Consider the following 16,985-nt stretch of genomic DNA (forward strand, 5'->3'; position numbering starts at 1 on the left):
GAACAGAAGAAGTAACGGAAGAAGAAAAAGCGAAAGCGAAGGCGAAGGCAGCAGCAGCTGCAAAAGCAAAAGCGGCGGCGTTAGCGAAGCAAAAAAGAGAAGGAACAGAAGAAGTAACGGAAGAAGAAAAAGCGAAAGCGAAGGCGAAGGCAGCAGCGGCAGCAAAAGCAAAAGCGGCGGCGTTAGCAAAGCAAAAAAGAGAAGGAACAGAAGAAGTAACGGAAGAAGAAAAAGCGAAGGCGAAGGCGGTGGCAGCAGCAAAGGCAAAAGCGGCAGCATTAGCGAAGCAGAAAGCCTCGCAAGGTGATGGGGATTCGGGAGATGAAAAGGCAAAGGCAATTGCAGCGGCAAAAGCGAAAGCAGCAGCTGCTGCAAGAGCGAAGACAAAGGGAGCTGAAGGTAAGGAAGAGGATGAGCCGAAGCAGGAAGAACCGTCAGTAAATCAGCCGTATTTAAATCAGTATGTTGAGGCTATTAGGGAGAAGGTAGGAGAAGGGGCATTAGTAGATTCCTACATTAATAAACTGTCAAAGGATGTGCCAACTCTTGTGGTGGATCCTGCAAAATATTATGAAGTGATGGAGTCACTGCGATTCCATGAGGGACTTGCTTTTGATTATATGTCAGAGCTACATGCGACGGATTTTGTGACACATATGGAAGTATATGTTCATTTGTTTTCATATGGTAAGAAACAATCGGTAGCGGTGAAGGTAAAGCTAGACCGGGAAGCGCCGCAAGTTGAATCTGTGACAGCGCTTTGGAAAGGGGCTGACTGGCCGGAGCGAGAAGCGTACGATTTACTCGGTATTGTATTTAAAGGGCATCCGAATTTAACGCGTATTTTAATGCCAGATGATTGGGTAGGATATCCACTTAGAAAAGACTATGAACCGTATGATGTGGAGGTGTAGCTATGATCCGCACGGAAGAGATGCTTTTGAATGTAGGACCTCAGCATCCGAGTACACATGGTGTGTTCAGGCTCGTAATTAAGATTGACGGGGAAATTATTAAAGAAGCTACACCGGTTATTGGGTATTTGCATCGCGGGACGGAAAAGATTGCTGAGAGCTTACAGTATACGCAAATTATCCCTTATACAGATCGAATGGACTATTTATCAGCCATGACGAATAATTACGTCATTTGCCATGCTGTAGAGACGATGATGGGGCTTGAAATTCCGGAGCGTGCCGAATACTTGCGAGTACTTGCGATGGAGCTAGGAAGAATTGCGAGCCATCTCGTTTGGTGGGGGACGAATCTTCTTGATATAGGAGCGGTAAGCCCGTTTTTGTACGCGTTTCGTGAACGAGAGATGATTATAAATTTATTAAATGAATTATGCGGGGCACGGCTTACTTTTAACTATATGAGAGTTGGCGGTGTGAAGTGGGATGCACCAGATGGTTGGATTGAAAAGGTGGAAGAGTTTGTTCCGTATATGAGAGAGCAATTGGCAGGTTATCATGATCTTGTTAGCGGTAATGAGATTTTCTTAAATCGTGTGAAAGGCGTTGGTATATATAGCCCGGAAGAAGCGATTTCGTATTCTTTAAGCGGAGCAAATTTGCGGTGCACCGGGGTAAACTGGGATCTTCGCAAAGATGAGCCGTATTCGATTTATGATCGTTTTGATTTTGATATTCCTGTTGGAAACGTGGGAGATGCTTGGGATCGCTACGTTTGCCGAATGCAAGAAATCGAGGAGTCTTTAAAGATTGTTGAGCAAGCGGTTCAGCAGTTCCCGAAAGAGGGAGCTGTGCTGGCAAAAGTACCGAAAATTATTAAGGCACCTAAGGGAGAAGCGTTCGTACGTATCGAATCGCCGCGCGGAGAGATTGGTTGTTATATCGCTAGTGACGGAAAGAAAGAGCCGTACCGTTTGAAGTTTCGTAGGCCATCTTTTTATAACTTGCAAATTTTACCGAAGTTATTAAAAGGTGAAAATATCGCTAATTTAATTACGATTTTAGGTGGAGTTGATATTGTACTTGGGGAGGTTGATGGCTAATGATTGAGACGCTCTTACAATCACCTTCAAGCTGGACGAATTTCTTCATTTTTTTCGGATTAGCGGTACTTCTACTATTTGCAGTCCTTGGCTTCGTTACATATGGAATTTTGGCAGAACGGAAAGTGATGGGGTTTATGCAAGGGCGGATTGGACCAAATCAGGTTGGAGGCCGATTCGGTTTACTGCAAACGGTAGCTGATGTTTTAAAACTATTAGTGAAAGAAGATAGTATTCCGAAAGCAGCAGATAAACCGCTGTTTATATTAGCGCCTGTCATTGCATTTGCACCAGCATTTATGGTGCTTGCAGTTATCCCGTTCACTGATAAATTTCAATTTGCAGATATTGGAGTCGGGCTACTTTATTATATTGCTGTTTCCGGTATTACGACGATAGGTGTCGTAACTGGGGGATGGGCATCGAATAATAAGTACTCCCTTTTAGGAGGGATGCGTGCGGCGGCGCAAATGATTTCTTATGAAATTCCGCTCGTAATGAGTGTAATTGGTATCGTTTTGCTAGCTGGTAGCCTGAATTTAAATGAGATTGTAGCGGCGCAGGAGAAGGTTTGGTACATTTTCGTACAGCCAATTGGCTTCGTCGTTTTCTTAATCGCAGCAGTTGCAGAGTTAAATAGGACGCCATTTGATTTGCCGGAAGCGGAGTCAGAACTTGTTTCTGGATATCATACGGAATACTCAGGTTTTCGCTGGGCGTTTTTCATGCTTTCAGAGTACGTATATTTCTTCGGGATGGCATCGTTAATTACAGTGCTCTTTTTAGGCGGATGGAATCCAGTCATGTTTCTTGGATTTATACCAGGTGCGGTATGGTTTGCTTTGAAATTTAGTAGTGTAGTCTTTCTATTAATTTGGTTCCGCGTTACGTTCCCGCGTATAAGAGGTGACCAGTTAATGGAGTTTGGATGGAAAGTATTATTGCCGATTGCACTTGCAAATATTTTCTTAACGGCATTGATTAAGGAGTTATTCTTCTAATCTATGAGGGGGGTGCCAGTAAGAGATGAAAGGACTATTTAAAGGATTAAAATATACATTAAGTAATTTGAGCAAGAAGAAGGTAACGTATGATTATCCAAATCAACCGTTGCCGTTGCCAGACCGTTTTCGGGGGATTCAAAAATTTTATCCGGAGAAATGTATTGTTTGTAATCAATGCTCTAACATTTGTCCGACAGACTGTATTCAGTTAACAGGAAAGAAACATCCGGATCCTACGAAAAAAGGGAAAATTATCGACACGTATGATATTAATTTTGAAATTTGTATTCTTTGTGATTTATGTACAGAAGTTTGCCCGACAGAGGCAATTGTCATGACAAATAACTTTGAACTCGCGGAATATTCACGTGATGACTTATTTAAAAATTTGCAGTGGCTTGACGAAAACGACGAAAACGTCAGGAAGGAGAATAAGGCATGAATGGCGAGTTTATAGCATTCTTTATACTATCTTTGTCTGCAATTATCGGCGGTGTTCTTATGTTGAACTTAACGAAAGTTATGCACATGATGCTAGCTCTCGTTCTGACATTTCTCAGCATTGCAGGTTTGTATTTTCTTTTATCAGCCGAATTTATAGGCGTTGCACAAATTTTACTTTACTCTGGTGCAATCACAATTATTATGATTTTTGGCATTATGTTAACGAAACATAACGCGGAAAGTGAATCGCGTCTTACTCTTCGAAAATGGATTATCTTCTTTGCGGTTGTAGCATTTGGAGCGGTTATGTATTTCGCTGTTAATAATGTTGATTTTGCAAATGAAAGCACACAAGGAAGTTTACCTCTCCATGAAAACAACACACTTCAAATCGGTACGCTTCTCTATTCAAAATATATTATTCCATTTGAACTAACGTCAGTTATTTTACTTGTAGCACTCGTTGGCGCGATTATACTTGCGAAAAAGGACGAGAAAGAGGAGGATTCCAATGAGTAGCGTTCCGGCTTCTGCATATTTAACACTTGCGATTATTTTGTTTTGCATCGGTCTATTTGGAGCTTTAACAAAGCGGAATACAGTAATCGTATTAGTTTGTATCGAATTAATGCTGAATGCTGCCAATTTAAACTTAGTGGCGTTTAGTAAATTAGGCCTATTTCCGAATTTAACAGGTCAAATTTTCTCACTGTTTACGATGGCTGTAGCGGCAGCGGAAGCGGCGGTAGGACTCGCTATTTTAATTGCTTTATATCGTAATCGTACGACAGTTCAGGTGGATGAAATGGATACGCTCAAAGGATAGCATTGTGACCGAAAAAGGGGGAAGGAAACAATGATCGATTATGCATGGCTCATACCGCTTTTCCCACTCGTTTCGTTTTTGTTACTTATTATATTCGGGAAGAAAATTAGAGAAGGAAGCAGCGTACTTAGTATTTTTTTCGTCTTTCTCTCCTTTATACTTGCGGTACTTGTGTTAATAGAAAGGTTTTCAGAAGCAAGCGTGAAGCATAAGTGGGTGTGGCTTAGAGCTGGAGATGTGGATATATCATTCGGCTTTGAAGTGACTGCATTAGGAGCTTTAATGTTATTTATCGTTACGCTTGTGAGTCTACTTGTACATGTGTATTCGAAAGGTTATATGAAAGGTGATGAACGATTACCAACCTTTTACGCATATTTAGGACTCTTTACATTTGCGATGTTAGGGCTTGTTATATCAACGAATTTATTACAGCTTTATATATTTTGGGAATTAGTTGGCCTTGGCTCATTTTTACTTATCGGTTTTTATTTCTTTAAAGAAGAAGCGAAGGCTGCTGCAAAAAAGGCTTTTATTATGACCCGTATTGGGGATGTTGGTTTATTTATCGGGATGATTTTAATTTTTTGGTACGCAGGTAGTTTTGAATATGACGCAATATTTAGGGCGATTTATACAGGGGATTTACCTCCTTACATGATTACGATAACGGCGATATTAATTTTTATCGGGGCGATGGGGAAATCAGGTCAGTTCCCGCTTCATACGTGGTTGCCAGATGCAATGGAGGGGCCAACGCCCGTTTCGGCACTTATTCACGCGGCGACGATGGTCGCAGCTGGCGTATATTTAGTAGCGACGATGTTCCCTCTATTTTCAGCAAGTACAGTGGCGATGCAGACCGTGGCAATCGTTGGAGCTTTCACTGCAATCTTTGCGGCCTCTATCGGTCTCGTGCAAACAGATATAAAGAGAGTACTTGCTTATTCTACAGTTAGCCAGCTCGGGTATATGATGCTCGCGTTAGGTTCTGCCGGTTATGTAGCTGGTGTCTTTCATTTAACGACACACGCCTTTTTTAAAGCACTACTATTCTTGGCAGCAGGAAGTGTAATTCATGCAGTGCATACGCAAAACATTAATAAAATGGGCGGTTTACAGAAGAAGATGAAAGTAACAGGTACGCTATTTTTGATAGGTACACTTGCAATTAGTGGGGTTCCACTCCTTTCTGGGTTCTTTAGTAAAGATGAAATTTTGGCTGCGACTTGGATGAATGGTAATTATTTTTTATTCGTATTAGCAGTAATTGCGGCATTCTTAACGGCATTTTACATGTTTCGTCTATACTTCCTTGTCTTTACTGGGGAAGCGAAGACGAAGGAAGATGTGCATGAGTCGCCCCGTGTTATGACGTATCCAATGATTGTTCTCGGCGTTCTCGCAGTAGTGGCAGGATATATAAATACACCATGGTTTGGGACGTTTCTCGGAGATTGGTTGACGAAAGATGTAGGGTTTAAGGTTGAAGAAGCGCATGGGCCAGTTTGGATTATGATTGTTGCGACGCTCGTTTCATTTGCGGGAATCGCTCTTGCATATTTCATATATGGCAAGAAATCAATTTCTAGAGATTGGGCTGGAGGTACGGAAACATCGCTTTATAATCTTTTGAAAAAAAAATATTATGTGGATGAACTATACAATATGACGGTGATCCCTATTACGAAAGGAATCGCTCATGTGCTTCGCTTATTTGAAGTGTATGTAGTCGAGGGAATTGCAGTTTTAATTGGAAGCGTAGTTAAAGGCACAAGTAATCTTGGATCGAAACTTCAAAACGGGAATGTACAAGTGTACGGTACCGTAACGGCGGTTTCGCTCGCTGTACTCGTTATTATTTTGCTCTATACAGGAGGGGATTTACGATGAATGATTTGTTGTTAACGTTCTTCATTTTTTCCCCGCTTTTAGGAATTTTATTGCTTGTATTAACACCGAAAAAGGAATTGCGTACAGTGCGGGCGCTTGGCTTATTTGGGACGGCACTTCCATTTGGAATCGCTATCGTCCTCGCTTGTACATATGCTTCTGGAAAGAGTTTGTCGCTATTTGATGAAAAGGTGAAATGGATTAAGTTCGGAGATTTTACAGCGGTGGATAAAAGGTGGTTTTCTATTTATTACGAGCTCGGTATTGATGGTTTGTCGCTTGTTATGATGGTGCTGACGGCTCTTCTAGCGATGCTCGCAGCAATTGCAGCCTTTTCTATTAAAAGAAATTTAAAAGCATTTTATATGCTGTTACTCATGCTAGAAATAGGGATGCTCGGCGTCTTTGCTGCTCAAAATCTAATGTTGTTTTTTATCTTCTTTGAAATTACGTTGCCACCAATGTTCTTATTGATTGGGAAGTGGGGAAAATTGTCGAGCGAAAAGGCTGCGTATAGTTATTTAATATATAACGGTATTGGCTCAGCTATTTTGCTCATTGTTTTCTCAATTTTGTTCGCGAAAACAGGTACAACAAATATTGTGGAGCTGAAAGAGATATTAAGAAGCGTAAGTGCAGAAGGAGAACTCGTCATCCCAAGTAGCTTGCAACTTGGTGTATTTATTTCCATAATGATTGCCTTTGCAATTAAACTACCTGTTTTTCCGTTGCACCGCTGGATGGTCAATGTGCACATAGAAGCGCATCCAGCTGTAGTTATGCTTCATGCGGGTGTTTTGTTAAAGATTGGAGCGTACGGTATTATTCGCTTCGGAAAAGGGCTATTCCCAGAATATTTTCACGATGTTGCAACGTTAATTGCGATATTAGGTGTAATTAATTTATTATATGGTGCCTTTTTAGCACTCATCCAAACGGACTTTAGGAAAGTACTGGCTTACTCTAGTATTTCGCATATGGGAATTGTTTTAATGGGGCTCGCGGCACTTAATGCACCGGGTACACAAGGGGCGTTATTCCAGGTTGTATCGCACGGTTTAATTGCAGCCTTGCTGTTTTTCTTACTCGGTGTTATAGAACAACGTTTCGGAACATCAGACATTACAGCGCTTGGTGGACTCGCAAAAAGTGTCCCAGTACTTAGCGGCTTCTTCTTAGCAGGAGGAATGGCATCGCTTGGATTACCAGGGATGTCTGGGTTTGTTAGCGAATTTCTTGCCTTTCTCGGTTTATTTCAAGGGGAGCCCGTCATTGCTGCCATCGGTGTGATTGGCATCATTTTAACCGCTGTATACGTATTAAGAGCGACACTTCAAGTGACATTTGGAAAGAAAGAGTGGGAAGCAAAATCTGATATACATGGATGGGAGTATGTCCCTGTCTTACTACTTATCTTTTGTATTATTGCAATTGGAGTTATGCCAGAGATACTAGGGGATCCGCTTCAAAATACATTGAAAACATTGGGGGTGAAGTAGGATGGATATGAATACGTTACTTAGCTTATCGTGGCATCTAATGGTGCCAGAATTTATTATTCTCGGCGCCGCCATCCTTCTTTCCATATGTGATTTGTTTTTTAAGTTGAATCATAGATATGTAGCTCTTGGTGCGATCGCTGCCATCGTATTAGCACTTGTGTCATTAATTACGCTATATAGCGAACCAGCTGGAGATATTTTAAACGGATCGTTTGTGTTAGATGGATTTTCAAAAGGGTTTAAAACGTTGTTATTAGGCGCCACAGCTCTCATTTTATGCATCGCAATGAGCGATGATAAGAAGAATCCGATTGAAGATAAGGGCGAATATTATTACTTATTTTTAATGGCACTTCTTGGTGCGATGTTCATGGCTTCTAGTGCTGACTTTATCACCCTTTTCGTTGGTTTAGAGTTACTTTCACTTTCTTCTTATATTTTAGTAGGAATACGAAAAAAGAGCCGTGCATCAAATGAAGCGGCAATGAAATATGTCATTAGCGGAGGAATTGGAACGGCGATCACGCTCTTCGGAATGAGTTATTTATACGGTATTACAGGTTCAACTAACATTGTAGATATGCAAAAGGTACTCACTGGGGAGCTCGCTAGTGGTATTCAGTTATTGCTAGCTCTCGCATTTCTTTTATTGCTAGTCGGTCTCTCATTTAAAATTGCCACAGTGCCGTTTCATATGTGGGCACCTGATGTGTATGAAGGGGCGACTACACCTGTTACCGCTTTTCTTGGAACGATTTCTAAAATTGCGGGGTTCCTACTCATTATTCGTTTGTTCCTTATGGTTTTTGCAAGTGTATTAATACAAGGAGATATGCAATCTTTATATGGGCATATGAGTATATATATTGCGGTGCTAGCAAGTATTACGATGATTGTTGGGAATGTAGTCGCGTTAAAACAATACAACATAAAACGTTTATTTGCTTATTCAGGTATTGCGCATGCTGGGTATTTGCTCGTTCCACTTGTGGCATTATCACCATTTACGCTGGATAGCATGTGGTTTTATATGCTGGCATACATGCTTATGAATATAGGCGCGTTTGCCATTATCCACGGCTTAATCTTACAAAACGATAAGGAAAACATAACGATTTTCACCGGATTATATAAGAGATCACCATTTGCAGCGATCATGATGACAATCTTTATTTTATCGCTGGCTGGGATACCAGGGACGGCTGGCTTCATTGGAAAGATTAACATCTTTTTAGGCGCGCTTCATGTAGAGCCAGCACATTACGTACTAGCTTCGATTATGATGGGTACGACAGTTGTTTCATTCGTATATTATTTCCGTATTTTACAACAAATGTTTTTCCGCACCGGAGAGACAGAAGAGAGGATACGGTTACCGTTAAATATAAAGGTTGTTATGAGTCTTTGTGCAATTTCGATTGTAATACTAGGGATTATGCCGATGATTGGGTACAATTTCTTTTATGAATATTTTCCATTAATGAAAGATTTCTTCTTCTTAGGGAACGTGGTACAATAGTGAAAATAAAAGGTGTGGAGTCAGTACTCTGCGCTTTTTATTTTGTGTTAACTTGTAATGTAGATATACGTTTTTTTGAAAGAAAATCACGATGTAAAATGTAAGATGTCTATGTGCATTTGAAAAAGTGTGGCTCCTACTTATTATGGTATCGTTTTTATATTCTTTCATAAGTAGTAGCTGAGTAAAAAGGGGTCGATTTTTTGGCACAACTTTTAGGGCAACAAGCACTGATTGCCATTGTTTCGCATTTATTGTTTATTACCATTACGTGGTGGGCTTTGCAGGGCATTCACATTGAGCGTTTAATGAAGTCCGGAAAAGTGTTGCAGACGCGAGTATTACTCATCTTAATTACAATTGCAATTGGGACATCTGTAAGTAACTTTTTCCTTGATTATTTAGGCTATTCGAAGAGTTTAACGTATTTAGTAAAGTAAGTGTATAGAACCTCAAATCTCCGTTAACAATGGGGATAGGAGGGGATGAAATTGAAGCTTAAAGCCATTCTTATTGTTGCACTTAGTGTTGTTTTATTTTTGGTTGGATATAGAGAGATGAAACCGATAAGCGATGAACAGAAAATGGAGAGCATGATCAAGGCTTTAGAGAAAAATGATGCTAAAGTAGAAAAATGGTCATGGTTAGCTAGAGAAACAAAAACAATTTCTAATATACATACGTTTCAAAAGTTGTTAAACGATGTGAAGGACAAGGCAAATATTCAAAAGTGGGAAGTAGAGCAATCTCCAGATGGATATAAAGCTACATCCTATAAAAAGTTTGCTTCTCATGAAGAACGAGTAGTAGTAACTTGGAGTAAAGAAAATACTAAAGAAAACACTTTCATTATCTTTGAAGTAAGTGGGGCGAAATGGGACCCGAAGTATGTTCAAAAAGTGAATAAAATTTTTAGTGAAAAACCTATAATTTACACTTGTGTTCAAGGTGTACTGAATGATAAGATTGAAGGTGTTTTGCAAAATAAAACCAATCAGGTTTTGAAAGATCTTTCAGCAAGAGCGATCGAACAAGTAGAAGAAAGAGCATTTGTGTCAGTCTCCGCATACAATAAAAAGTGGGATGACGCTCTTTCAACAAATAGAGAGAAAATAAATGTGCAAATAGCAATACGTTCTACAGACAACAAAGATACAATTGTGGTTGGCACACCGATCATAACTTCTGAGTATTGAGTGAATAGATACTGAAAAAAGGACACGGAGGGGAATAATTTGGAAAAGATCATCGTCCGTGGCGGAAAGCGGTTAAACGGCACAGTGCGTGTTGAGGGCGCAAAAAATGCTGTATTACCTATAATCGCTGCAGCCCTATTAGCGAGTGATGGAAAGAATGTACTATCTGAAGTACCAGTTTTGTCTGATGTATACACAATTAATGAGGTATTACGTCATTTAAATGCTGAAGTCGTATTTGAAAATAATCAAGTAACAATCGATTCTTCTAAAGAACTAAACATTGAAGCACCATTTGAATATGTACGTAAAATGCGTGCATCTGTTCAAGTAATGGGACCATTATTAGCACGTAACGGTCGTGCTCGTATTGCACTTCCTGGTGGATGTGCAATCGGTTCACGTCCAATTGACCAACATTTAAAAGGCTTCGAAGCAATGGGAGCAAAAGTACAGGTTGGTAACGGTTTTGTTGAGGCATATGTTGAGGGAGAACTAAAAGGAGCTAAAATCTACTTAGACTTCCCAAGCGTAGGCGCGACAGAAAACATTATGTCTGCAGCTACATTAGCAAAAGGGACAACAATTCTTGAAAACGCAGCGAAAGAACCAGAAATCGTTGACTTAGCTAACTTCTTAAATGCGATGGGAGCGAAAGTACGCGGAGCTGGAACTGGAACGATTCGTATCGAAGGCGTTGATAAATTATATGGTGCAAACCACTCTATTATTCCTGACCGTATTGAAGCGGGAACATTCATGGTTGCAGCAGCAATTACTGGTGGAGACATCTTAATTGAAAATGCTGTACCTGAACATTTACGCTCAATTACAGCGAAAATGGAAGAAATGGGTGTTAAAATCATTGAGGAAAACGAAGGTGTACGTGTTATCGGCCCAGATAAGTTAAAAGCGGTTGATATTAAAACTATGCCTCACCCAGGTTTCCCAACAGACATGCAATCACAAATGATGGCATTATTACTACAAGCTGATGGAACAAGCATGATTACAGAAACGGTATTCGAAAACCGCTTTATGCACGTTGAAGAATTCCGTCGTATGAATGCTGATATTAAAATTGAAGGTCGTTCTGTTATTATGAACGGTCCAAACAGCTTACAAGGTGCTGAAGTAGGCGCAACTGATTTACGTGCTGCAGCTGCATTAATCTTAGCTGGTTTAGTATCAGAAGGTTATACTCGTGTAACTGAGTTAAAACATCTTGACCGTGGTTATGTAGATTTCCATAAGAAATTAGCTGCATTAGGTGCAACTATTGAACGTGTAAACGAAAAAGTAGAAGAAGTGAAAGAACAAGAAGTTTCTGATCTTCACGCTTAATTGAAATAGTCTCTATGTCTTTTGACATAGGGGCTCTTTTTTTGGGTTATTACTGTTATAGTCAATAAATTCTATACTTATGCACGTACCAGTAAAAATATTTAGAAAATTTCCGTTTTATGCTCTTCCCCTTAAGTATGTTCTAAAAGAAAGAGTTGTTCCATAAGAATGAATGGAGTAAAGCTTTTATATTGGGGGAAAATAGGATGAAATTTTCAAAGCCACTTTTTATTACAGTAGCGCTCTTAATAGCGCTCGTTATCATTGTACCTGCAGCCCTTGTTATCCCATTTGCGAAAGCAAAAGTAGGGGAAGAAACGGCCTCTAAAACTCCTCCAGCGATAGAAAGTATACCAGCTCCAGGAAAAGTAGATACAGCTGTTCAAGTTGCTGTATATCGTGAGAAACAAAAGAAGGTAGAATCATTACCTATGGAGGAGTATGTGACCGGTGTAGTAGCTTCTGAGATGAATGCCAGTTTTGAAATAGAGGCGCTAAAGGCGCAGGCATTAGCAGCGAGAACATTCGTGGTGCAACGTATGCTGAGCGGAGGAAAGAAAAACAATGCGGACGTGACAGATACGGTGAAAGATCAAGTGTACAAAAGTAAAGAAGAATTGAAGAAACAATGGGGTAATAACTACGAAAATAATTTAAAGAAAATCGAAGAAGCCGTTTCGAAAACCGCAGGACAAGTTTTAACGTATGATGGAAAACCAATCTCAGCATCCTTCTTTTCAACGAGTAATGGCCGAACAGAAAATGCAGCTGACTATTGGGGAAATGATTATCCGTACTTGAAAAGTGTAGATAGTCCGTGGGATCAAGCTTCTCCAAAGTTTACGAGCGAGCAAACATTTACAGTAGCTGATTTTCAAAAACGTCTCGGTGTGAAAGTGCTAGCAGACGGGAAGGTTGGAAACATTAAAGACCTTACGGAAGGAAAGCGCGTAAAGGATGTAGCTTTTCAAGGAAAAACATTAACAGGAAAAGAAGTTCGTGAAAAGTTAGATTTACGTTCTTCTGATTTCACGTGGAAACAACAAGGAGATAAAATCATCATTACAACGAAAGGCTTCGGTCACGGCGTTGGTATGAGTCAATACGGGGCGAACGGCATGGCAGCAGAAGGCAAGAAATATACAGATATCGTCGCCCATTACTATAAAGGCGTTGAAATAAAGACGATGAATGATTATGAAGGGAAATTGATGGTGAAGAAATAGGTGTCAGAACTCTGGCACCTATTTTTTCTGTTTAAAATATCATAATTTTCCATTAATTGTTTGGTATAATAGGATAAAAAGTATTTGGGGGAGACGAAATGGCGCTACTGGAGTTGAAACAATTAGGGAAGACGAACCAGTTACCGGCAATTGAGCTAAAGGTTGAGAAAGGACAATGTATTGTTTTGCAATGTAATAACCATACAGCTAAAGTGTTGCACCGTATTATGATTGGTGAGGAAGAAGCTTCAACTGGCAATGTGCTATTTGAAGGTAAAGCAATTGGAAAGAAAAATTATTCCCGCATCGGTTTTTGTTTTTTGAAAGATGAGGCATATGATCGTTTGAAGGTGAAGGAATACTTTAAGTTTTTACTAGGTCTTTATGAATCGAATATGAGTACGGAAGAAATTGTACAATATGTCGGCCTTTTAGATAAGCTAAACGTTAAGATAGAAAAACTATCATTTTCAGAGAAGCGTCGTCTTCATATTGGACGAATTATGATTCATAATCCGGATTTAGTCATTTTAGAAGAACCGGAGCAAAATGTAGATACAGAGAGTACGGTTATTATTCGAAAAGCAATCATGAAAATGAAAGAACAAGGAAAGGCAATCTTTATTACGTCATCATTTCTATCAGATGCCCTTTCGTTAACAGAGGATGTATACATATTAAACAACGATGGTGTGAAAAAGATAGAAATTGAGCAAGAGGAAGTGGAAGAAGTCGATGAAGAAAAAGTCATTCAAATGATTCCGCAAATGAAGTTAGAAAGAATACCAGCGAAAGTGAACGATAAAATCATTTTACTTGATCCGATGGAAATCCATTTCATTGAAACGCAAAACGGAGTAACACATATTCACGTTCGTGAAGGGGATTTCGTATGCGCATTAACATTAAGTGAACTAGAAGCAAGATTAACAGGTTTTGGTTTCTTTAGATGTCATCGCTCGTATCTTGTGAATTTACAAAGAGTACGAGAAGTGATTACTTGGACTCGTAACAGTTTTAGCTTAATTTTAGACGACGAAAGAAAAAGTTCAATTCCACTTTCAAAAGGACGAATGGATGAATTAAAAGGCGTGATTGGGCTATAAAAAGTGCTCCAATAAGCTCAACATGCGATTCATTCACCGGTAAAAATACTCCTTTTACCGGTATTTTACTGCGTAATCCCTTTGTTTTTCATATGATTGAGTCAAGAAAAGCGAAACAAACAAACGAAAAGCGCTAAAGCGACTTTCATCTATAAAGAAGAAAAAACAAAGGGGATGACGAAATGACATTGGCAATTGAAATGAAAGATGTAATGAAAAGTTTCAACGGAAAAACAGCACTTCGAAATGTAAATATTGAGGTGAAGCAAGGAGAGATTTTCGGATTCCTCGGACCGAGTGGATCTGGTAAGACGACAACGGTAAAAATTTTAACTTCTCAATTGCTTCATAGTGTTGGAACGGTAAGAGTATTAGGGAAAGATATTACAGGACCAAGTAGCATCGATTACAATCGAATTGGTATTTTAACAGATAACAGCGGCTTATATGAAAGACTTAGTATTTATGATAACTTACTATTATTTTGTGACTTATACGATTGTAAAAAAGAACGAATCAATGAAGTACTAGCACAAGTAAATTTATTAGATGATAAAAAAACACCAGTAAAGAAACTATCAAAGGGAATGAAGCAACGCGTCACACTAGCAAGAGCAATCCTTCATAAACCAGATATCCTCTTCTTAGACGAACCAACATCTGCACTCGATCCAGTAAACGTACAAAACATTCATAAAATCTTAAAAGACTTAAATGAAGAAGGAACGACGATTTTCTTAACGACTCACAACATGGATGAAGCAGAAACGCTTTGTAACCGTATTGCCTTCCTTTGTGGCGGAGAAATTGTAGCACTTGATACGCCAGAGAATCTGCGCTTGCAATACGCTAAGGATCAAATAGAGGTCGTATTAAAAGATAAACAAAAAGAAGTAGTGCAAAAAGATGAATTGGGCGCAAAACGTATTTCAGAATGGATGAAAAAGGGCGAACTGTTATCTATTCATTCACACGAACCAACGCTAGGCGATATCTTTATTGAAGTTACTGGGAGGGGATTATAATGACATTTTCAATGAGAAGATTTTCAGCTATTTTTCGGAAAGAAGTCCAAGATTTTAAGACAAATTCACAAGTATTATTAATGGCATTTTTACCAATTATACTTTCATTTTTGTTTAGCAGATTTGGAGTGGGAAAGGAAATGTTAGGCACTACTACTATAATGGCCTTCCTATTTGTCGCAGGATTTGTTCAATCTATGGTAATTGCAGAAGAAAAAGAAAAACATACACTGCGTGTGTTAATGTTATCCCCAGCATCTTCTGTTGAAGTTCTTCTTGGAAAGAGTTTATTAACATCGGGTCTGACAATGGTCATTTGTATTGCAAATTTATTCATTTTAGATCAGTTAAATATTAATCTTCCATTGGTAGGATTGATATTCTTATGTGGAACTATTTTGTTTATCGTGCTTGGAACAATGATTGGATTACTTGCATCTTCTGTACCACAAACATCATTAATTGGTATGCCTATTTTAATGACGATGTATTTAGCTGTACAATTTGAGCCGATGGTTGAAAATAAAGTAATTAAGACACTAATTGAGTATCTTCCAACATCTCATATTGTAAAAGCACTTAACAGCTTAGTAGGTGGGGCGGGATTTAGTAGTATTAGTGGGCATGTATTAAATGTTGTAGTTTGGCTTATTATATCGCTCGTTGTATGTTTAATCGTATACAAAAAGAAACAATTAGACTAAAAACTGAGCCGAAACGCTCAGTTTTTTCTTTTTTCTATCATTTCCTCGGAAATTTTACAGTTCTTATACATATTTTTACAAATTTTGTCGAAAAGTAATTAGTTATGCGTTGTATAGGATACGTGAATATTGTTCAAAATGATTGCTGAGGTGATGATGGAATGCGAGGAAGAAATAATAAAAAGTCGCAAAAGGTAGTACATTTATTTCAAAAAAGATGGGTGTTTCCGGCACTATACATTGCTTGTGCAGCGGTAATCTTAATGGTTGCGCTATGGTTCCAAGGAGCTAATCCGAAGAAGACTCCAAACCACGATCAAGCAACACCGTATACACAATCGGAAGATCCAGCAGTACCAGTAACGAAATCTTCAGAAGTAGTGAAAATGCCAGCTGCCGCGAATGCGGAAGTAGTCGTACAAAAGAAATTCTATGAAGATGCAGCAACTGAGGCGGAACAAGAAAAAGCACTTGTCTTTTATAACAACACATATTCCCCAAACAAAGGAATTGACATTGCTGCGAAGAATGGAAAAGAATTCAATGTTGCCGCTGCTTTAAGTGGTACAGTAACGAAAGCTGAAAAAGATTCACTTCTTGGTTATGTTGTAACAGTTGATAGTGGAAATGGTGTAGCGGTATCTTATCAAAGCTTAGGCAGTGTGAAAGTAGAAAAAGGTGCAAGAGTTGCACAAGGTGAAGTATTAGGAACATCCGGTCTAAGTGCAATGAATAAAGAGGCAGGCTCTCACGTTCACTTTGAAGTACGTAAAGACAATGTGGCTGTGAACCCTGAACGTTACTTAAATAAATCAGTAACAGAAATTAAAGCTGATGCAGGTGCTGCAAAGGCTACGAATGCTTCTGGTAAAAAAGCTGACGACAAATCTCAAAAAGAAGAGAAGTCAACGAGCACGAAACCAGAAAATAAAACAGAAGACAAGTCTCAAAAAGAAGAGAAATCAACAAGCGGTTCAACTAGTGACAAAAAAGAAGAACCGAAGAAAGAAGAAAAATCAACAAACGGTTCTACGGAATCATCTAACGATTCTTCTTCACAAGAATAATAAAGTGAAAAAATCAGTTCCCACTAGGGGAGCTGATTTTTTTATTTTTATCCCGCATTAGCGGGCAGTAAGACCCCAAATTCAAAATTTAGTGAAAGCTAAGAAGTTAGGT

General features: G+C 39.2%; 17 protein-coding genes. All 17 read left to right on the forward strand.

Annotated elements, in window-relative coordinates:
• Nucleotides 1-914: NADH-quinone oxidoreductase subunit C (locus tag ACODS7_RS20645; protein ID WP_488827445.1), on the forward strand; the 914-nt coding region annotated here is incomplete at its 5' end.
• A 2-nt stretch (nucleotides 915-916) separates the two neighbouring features.
• Complete coding sequence (nuoD, locus tag ACODS7_RS20650; protein WP_029443660.1) at nucleotides 917-2,017, forward strand: NADH-quinone oxidoreductase subunit NuoD; 1,101 nt, start codon at nucleotides 917-919, stop codon at nucleotides 2,015-2,017.
• Nucleotides 2,017-3,018 carry an NADH-quinone oxidoreductase subunit NuoH gene (nuoH, locus tag ACODS7_RS20655; protein ID WP_098629798.1) on the forward strand — a complete coding sequence of 334 codons (1,002 nt, stop codon included), beginning with the start codon at nucleotides 2,017-2,019 and terminating at the stop codon, nucleotides 3,016-3,018. Before nuoD ends, nuoH begins: the two co-directional genes overlap by 1 nt.
• A 25-nt stretch (nucleotides 3,019-3,043) precedes the next feature.
• On the forward strand, nucleotides 3,044-3,463 hold the full coding sequence (gene nuoI / locus ACODS7_RS20660) for an NADH-quinone oxidoreductase subunit NuoI (protein ID WP_000677191.1): 420 nt from the start codon (nucleotides 3,044-3,046) through the stop codon (nucleotides 3,461-3,463).
• A complete protein-coding gene (locus ACODS7_RS20665) occupies nucleotides 3,460-3,984 on the forward strand; it encodes an NADH-quinone oxidoreductase subunit J (RefSeq protein ID WP_098629797.1) in 525 nt (174 codons plus the stop codon). The genes nuoI and ACODS7_RS20665 overlap by 4 nt, the downstream gene beginning before the upstream one ends.
• Nucleotides 3,977-4,291, forward strand: a complete 315-nt coding sequence (gene nuoK, locus ACODS7_RS20670) for an NADH-quinone oxidoreductase subunit NuoK (protein ID WP_000100079.1) — start codon at nucleotides 3,977-3,979, stop codon at nucleotides 4,289-4,291. The genes ACODS7_RS20665 and nuoK overlap by 8 nt, the downstream gene beginning before the upstream one ends.
• Nucleotides 4,292-4,321: 30 nt before the next feature.
• Nucleotides 4,322-6,184 (forward strand): NADH-quinone oxidoreductase subunit L, encoded by a 1,863-nt coding sequence (gene nuoL, locus ACODS7_RS20675; RefSeq protein WP_098629796.1) that lies wholly within the window; start codon nucleotides 4,322-4,324, stop codon nucleotides 6,182-6,184.
• Nucleotides 6,181-7,683 (forward strand): NADH-quinone oxidoreductase subunit M, encoded by a 1,503-nt coding sequence (locus tag ACODS7_RS20680; RefSeq protein ID WP_016079660.1) that lies wholly within the window; start codon nucleotides 6,181-6,183, stop codon nucleotides 7,681-7,683. The genes nuoL and ACODS7_RS20680 overlap by 4 nt, the downstream gene beginning before the upstream one ends.
• 7 nt (nucleotides 7,684-7,690) lie before the next feature.
• Nucleotides 7,691-9,205: an NADH-quinone oxidoreductase subunit NuoN gene (gene nuoN / locus ACODS7_RS20685; protein WP_327907684.1), complete on the forward strand. Its 1,515-nt coding sequence runs from the start codon at nucleotides 7,691-7,693 to the stop codon at nucleotides 9,203-9,205.
• Between the two features lie 203 nt (nucleotides 9,206-9,408).
• Entirely contained in the window at nucleotides 9,409-9,645 is a 237-nt protein-coding gene (locus tag ACODS7_RS20690) for a DUF1146 family protein (protein ID WP_000057889.1), read from the forward strand.
• A 51-nt stretch (nucleotides 9,646-9,696) separates the two neighbouring features.
• Nucleotides 9,697-10,401 (forward strand): YwmB family TATA-box binding protein, encoded by a 705-nt coding sequence (locus tag ACODS7_RS20695; protein ID WP_000767913.1) that lies wholly within the window; start codon nucleotides 9,697-9,699, stop codon nucleotides 10,399-10,401.
• A 39-nt stretch (nucleotides 10,402-10,440) separates the two neighbouring features.
• The gene (murA, locus tag ACODS7_RS20700) at nucleotides 10,441-11,745 is read left to right on the forward strand and encodes a UDP-N-acetylglucosamine 1-carboxyvinyltransferase (protein ID WP_000411275.1); all 1,305 of its coding nucleotides are present in this window, start codon (nucleotides 10,441-10,443) and stop codon (nucleotides 11,743-11,745) included.
• 206 nt (nucleotides 11,746-11,951) lie between these two features.
• Complete coding sequence (gene spoIID / locus ACODS7_RS20705; RefSeq protein WP_016079662.1) at nucleotides 11,952-12,971, forward strand: stage II sporulation protein D; 1,020 nt, start codon at nucleotides 11,952-11,954, stop codon at nucleotides 12,969-12,971.
• Between the two features lie 98 nt (nucleotides 12,972-13,069).
• On the forward strand, nucleotides 13,070-14,077 hold the full coding sequence (locus ACODS7_RS20710; RefSeq protein ID WP_043935875.1) for a LytTR family transcriptional regulator DNA-binding domain-containing protein: 1,008 nt from the start codon (nucleotides 13,070-13,072) through the stop codon (nucleotides 14,075-14,077).
• Between the two features lie 182 nt (nucleotides 14,078-14,259).
• Complete coding sequence (locus ACODS7_RS20715; protein WP_098629794.1) at nucleotides 14,260-15,102, forward strand: ABC transporter ATP-binding protein; 843 nt, start codon at nucleotides 14,260-14,262, stop codon at nucleotides 15,100-15,102.
• Nucleotides 15,102-15,806 carry an ABC transporter permease gene (locus ACODS7_RS20720; protein WP_043935873.1) on the forward strand — a complete coding sequence of 235 codons (705 nt, stop codon included), beginning with the start codon at nucleotides 15,102-15,104 and terminating at the stop codon, nucleotides 15,804-15,806. The genes ACODS7_RS20715 and ACODS7_RS20720 overlap by 1 nt, the downstream gene beginning before the upstream one ends.
• A gap of 161 nt (nucleotides 15,807-15,967) precedes the next feature.
• Complete coding sequence (spoIIQ, locus tag ACODS7_RS20725; RefSeq protein ID WP_001214922.1) at nucleotides 15,968-16,873, forward strand: stage II sporulation protein SpoIIQ; 906 nt, start codon at nucleotides 15,968-15,970, stop codon at nucleotides 16,871-16,873.
• Nucleotides 16,874-16,985 lie beyond the last annotated feature (112 nt).

The organism is Bacillus sp. FG16 (assembly GCF_057809515.1).

Bases quoted from the DNA above. Each gene is read 5' to 3' on its own strand.
- ACODS7_RS20680 (WP_016079660.1), top strand. From the start codon at position 6,181: ATGAATGATTTGTTGTTAACGTTCTTCATTTTTTCCCCGCTTTTAGGA.
- nuoI (WP_000677191.1), top strand. From the start codon at position 3,044: ATGAAAGGACTATTTAAAGGATTAAAATATACATTAAGTAATTTGAGC.
- ACODS7_RS20715 (WP_098629794.1), top strand. From the start codon at position 14,260: ATGACATTGGCAATTGAAATGAAAGATGTAATGAAAAGTTTCAACGGA.
- nuoN (WP_327907684.1), top strand. From the start codon at position 7,691: ATGAATACGTTACTTAGCTTATCGTGGCATCTAATGGTGCCAGAATTT.
- spoIID (WP_016079662.1), top strand. From the start codon at position 11,952: ATGAAATTTTCAAAGCCACTTTTTATTACAGTAGCGCTCTTAATAGCG.
- ACODS7_RS20710 (WP_043935875.1), top strand. From the start codon at position 13,070: ATGGCGCTACTGGAGTTGAAACAATTAGGGAAGACGAACCAGTTACCG.
- ACODS7_RS20665 (WP_098629797.1), top strand. From the start codon at position 3,460: ATGAATGGCGAGTTTATAGCATTCTTTATACTATCTTTGTCTGCAATT.
- nuoD (WP_029443660.1), top strand. From the start codon at position 917: ATGATCCGCACGGAAGAGATGCTTTTGAATGTAGGACCTCAGCATCCG.
- nuoL (WP_098629796.1), top strand. From the start codon at position 4,322: ATGATCGATTATGCATGGCTCATACCGCTTTTCCCACTCGTTTCGTTT.
- nuoK (WP_000100079.1), top strand. From the start codon at position 3,977: ATGAGTAGCGTTCCGGCTTCTGCATATTTAACACTTGCGATTATTTTG.
- spoIIQ (WP_001214922.1), top strand. From the start codon at position 15,968: ATGCGAGGAAGAAATAATAAAAAGTCGCAAAAGGTAGTACATTTATTT.
- nuoH (WP_098629798.1), top strand. From the start codon at position 2,017: ATGATTGAGACGCTCTTACAATCACCTTCAAGCTGGACGAATTTCTTC.
- ACODS7_RS20720 (WP_043935873.1), top strand. From the start codon at position 15,102: ATGACATTTTCAATGAGAAGATTTTCAGCTATTTTTCGGAAAGAAGTC.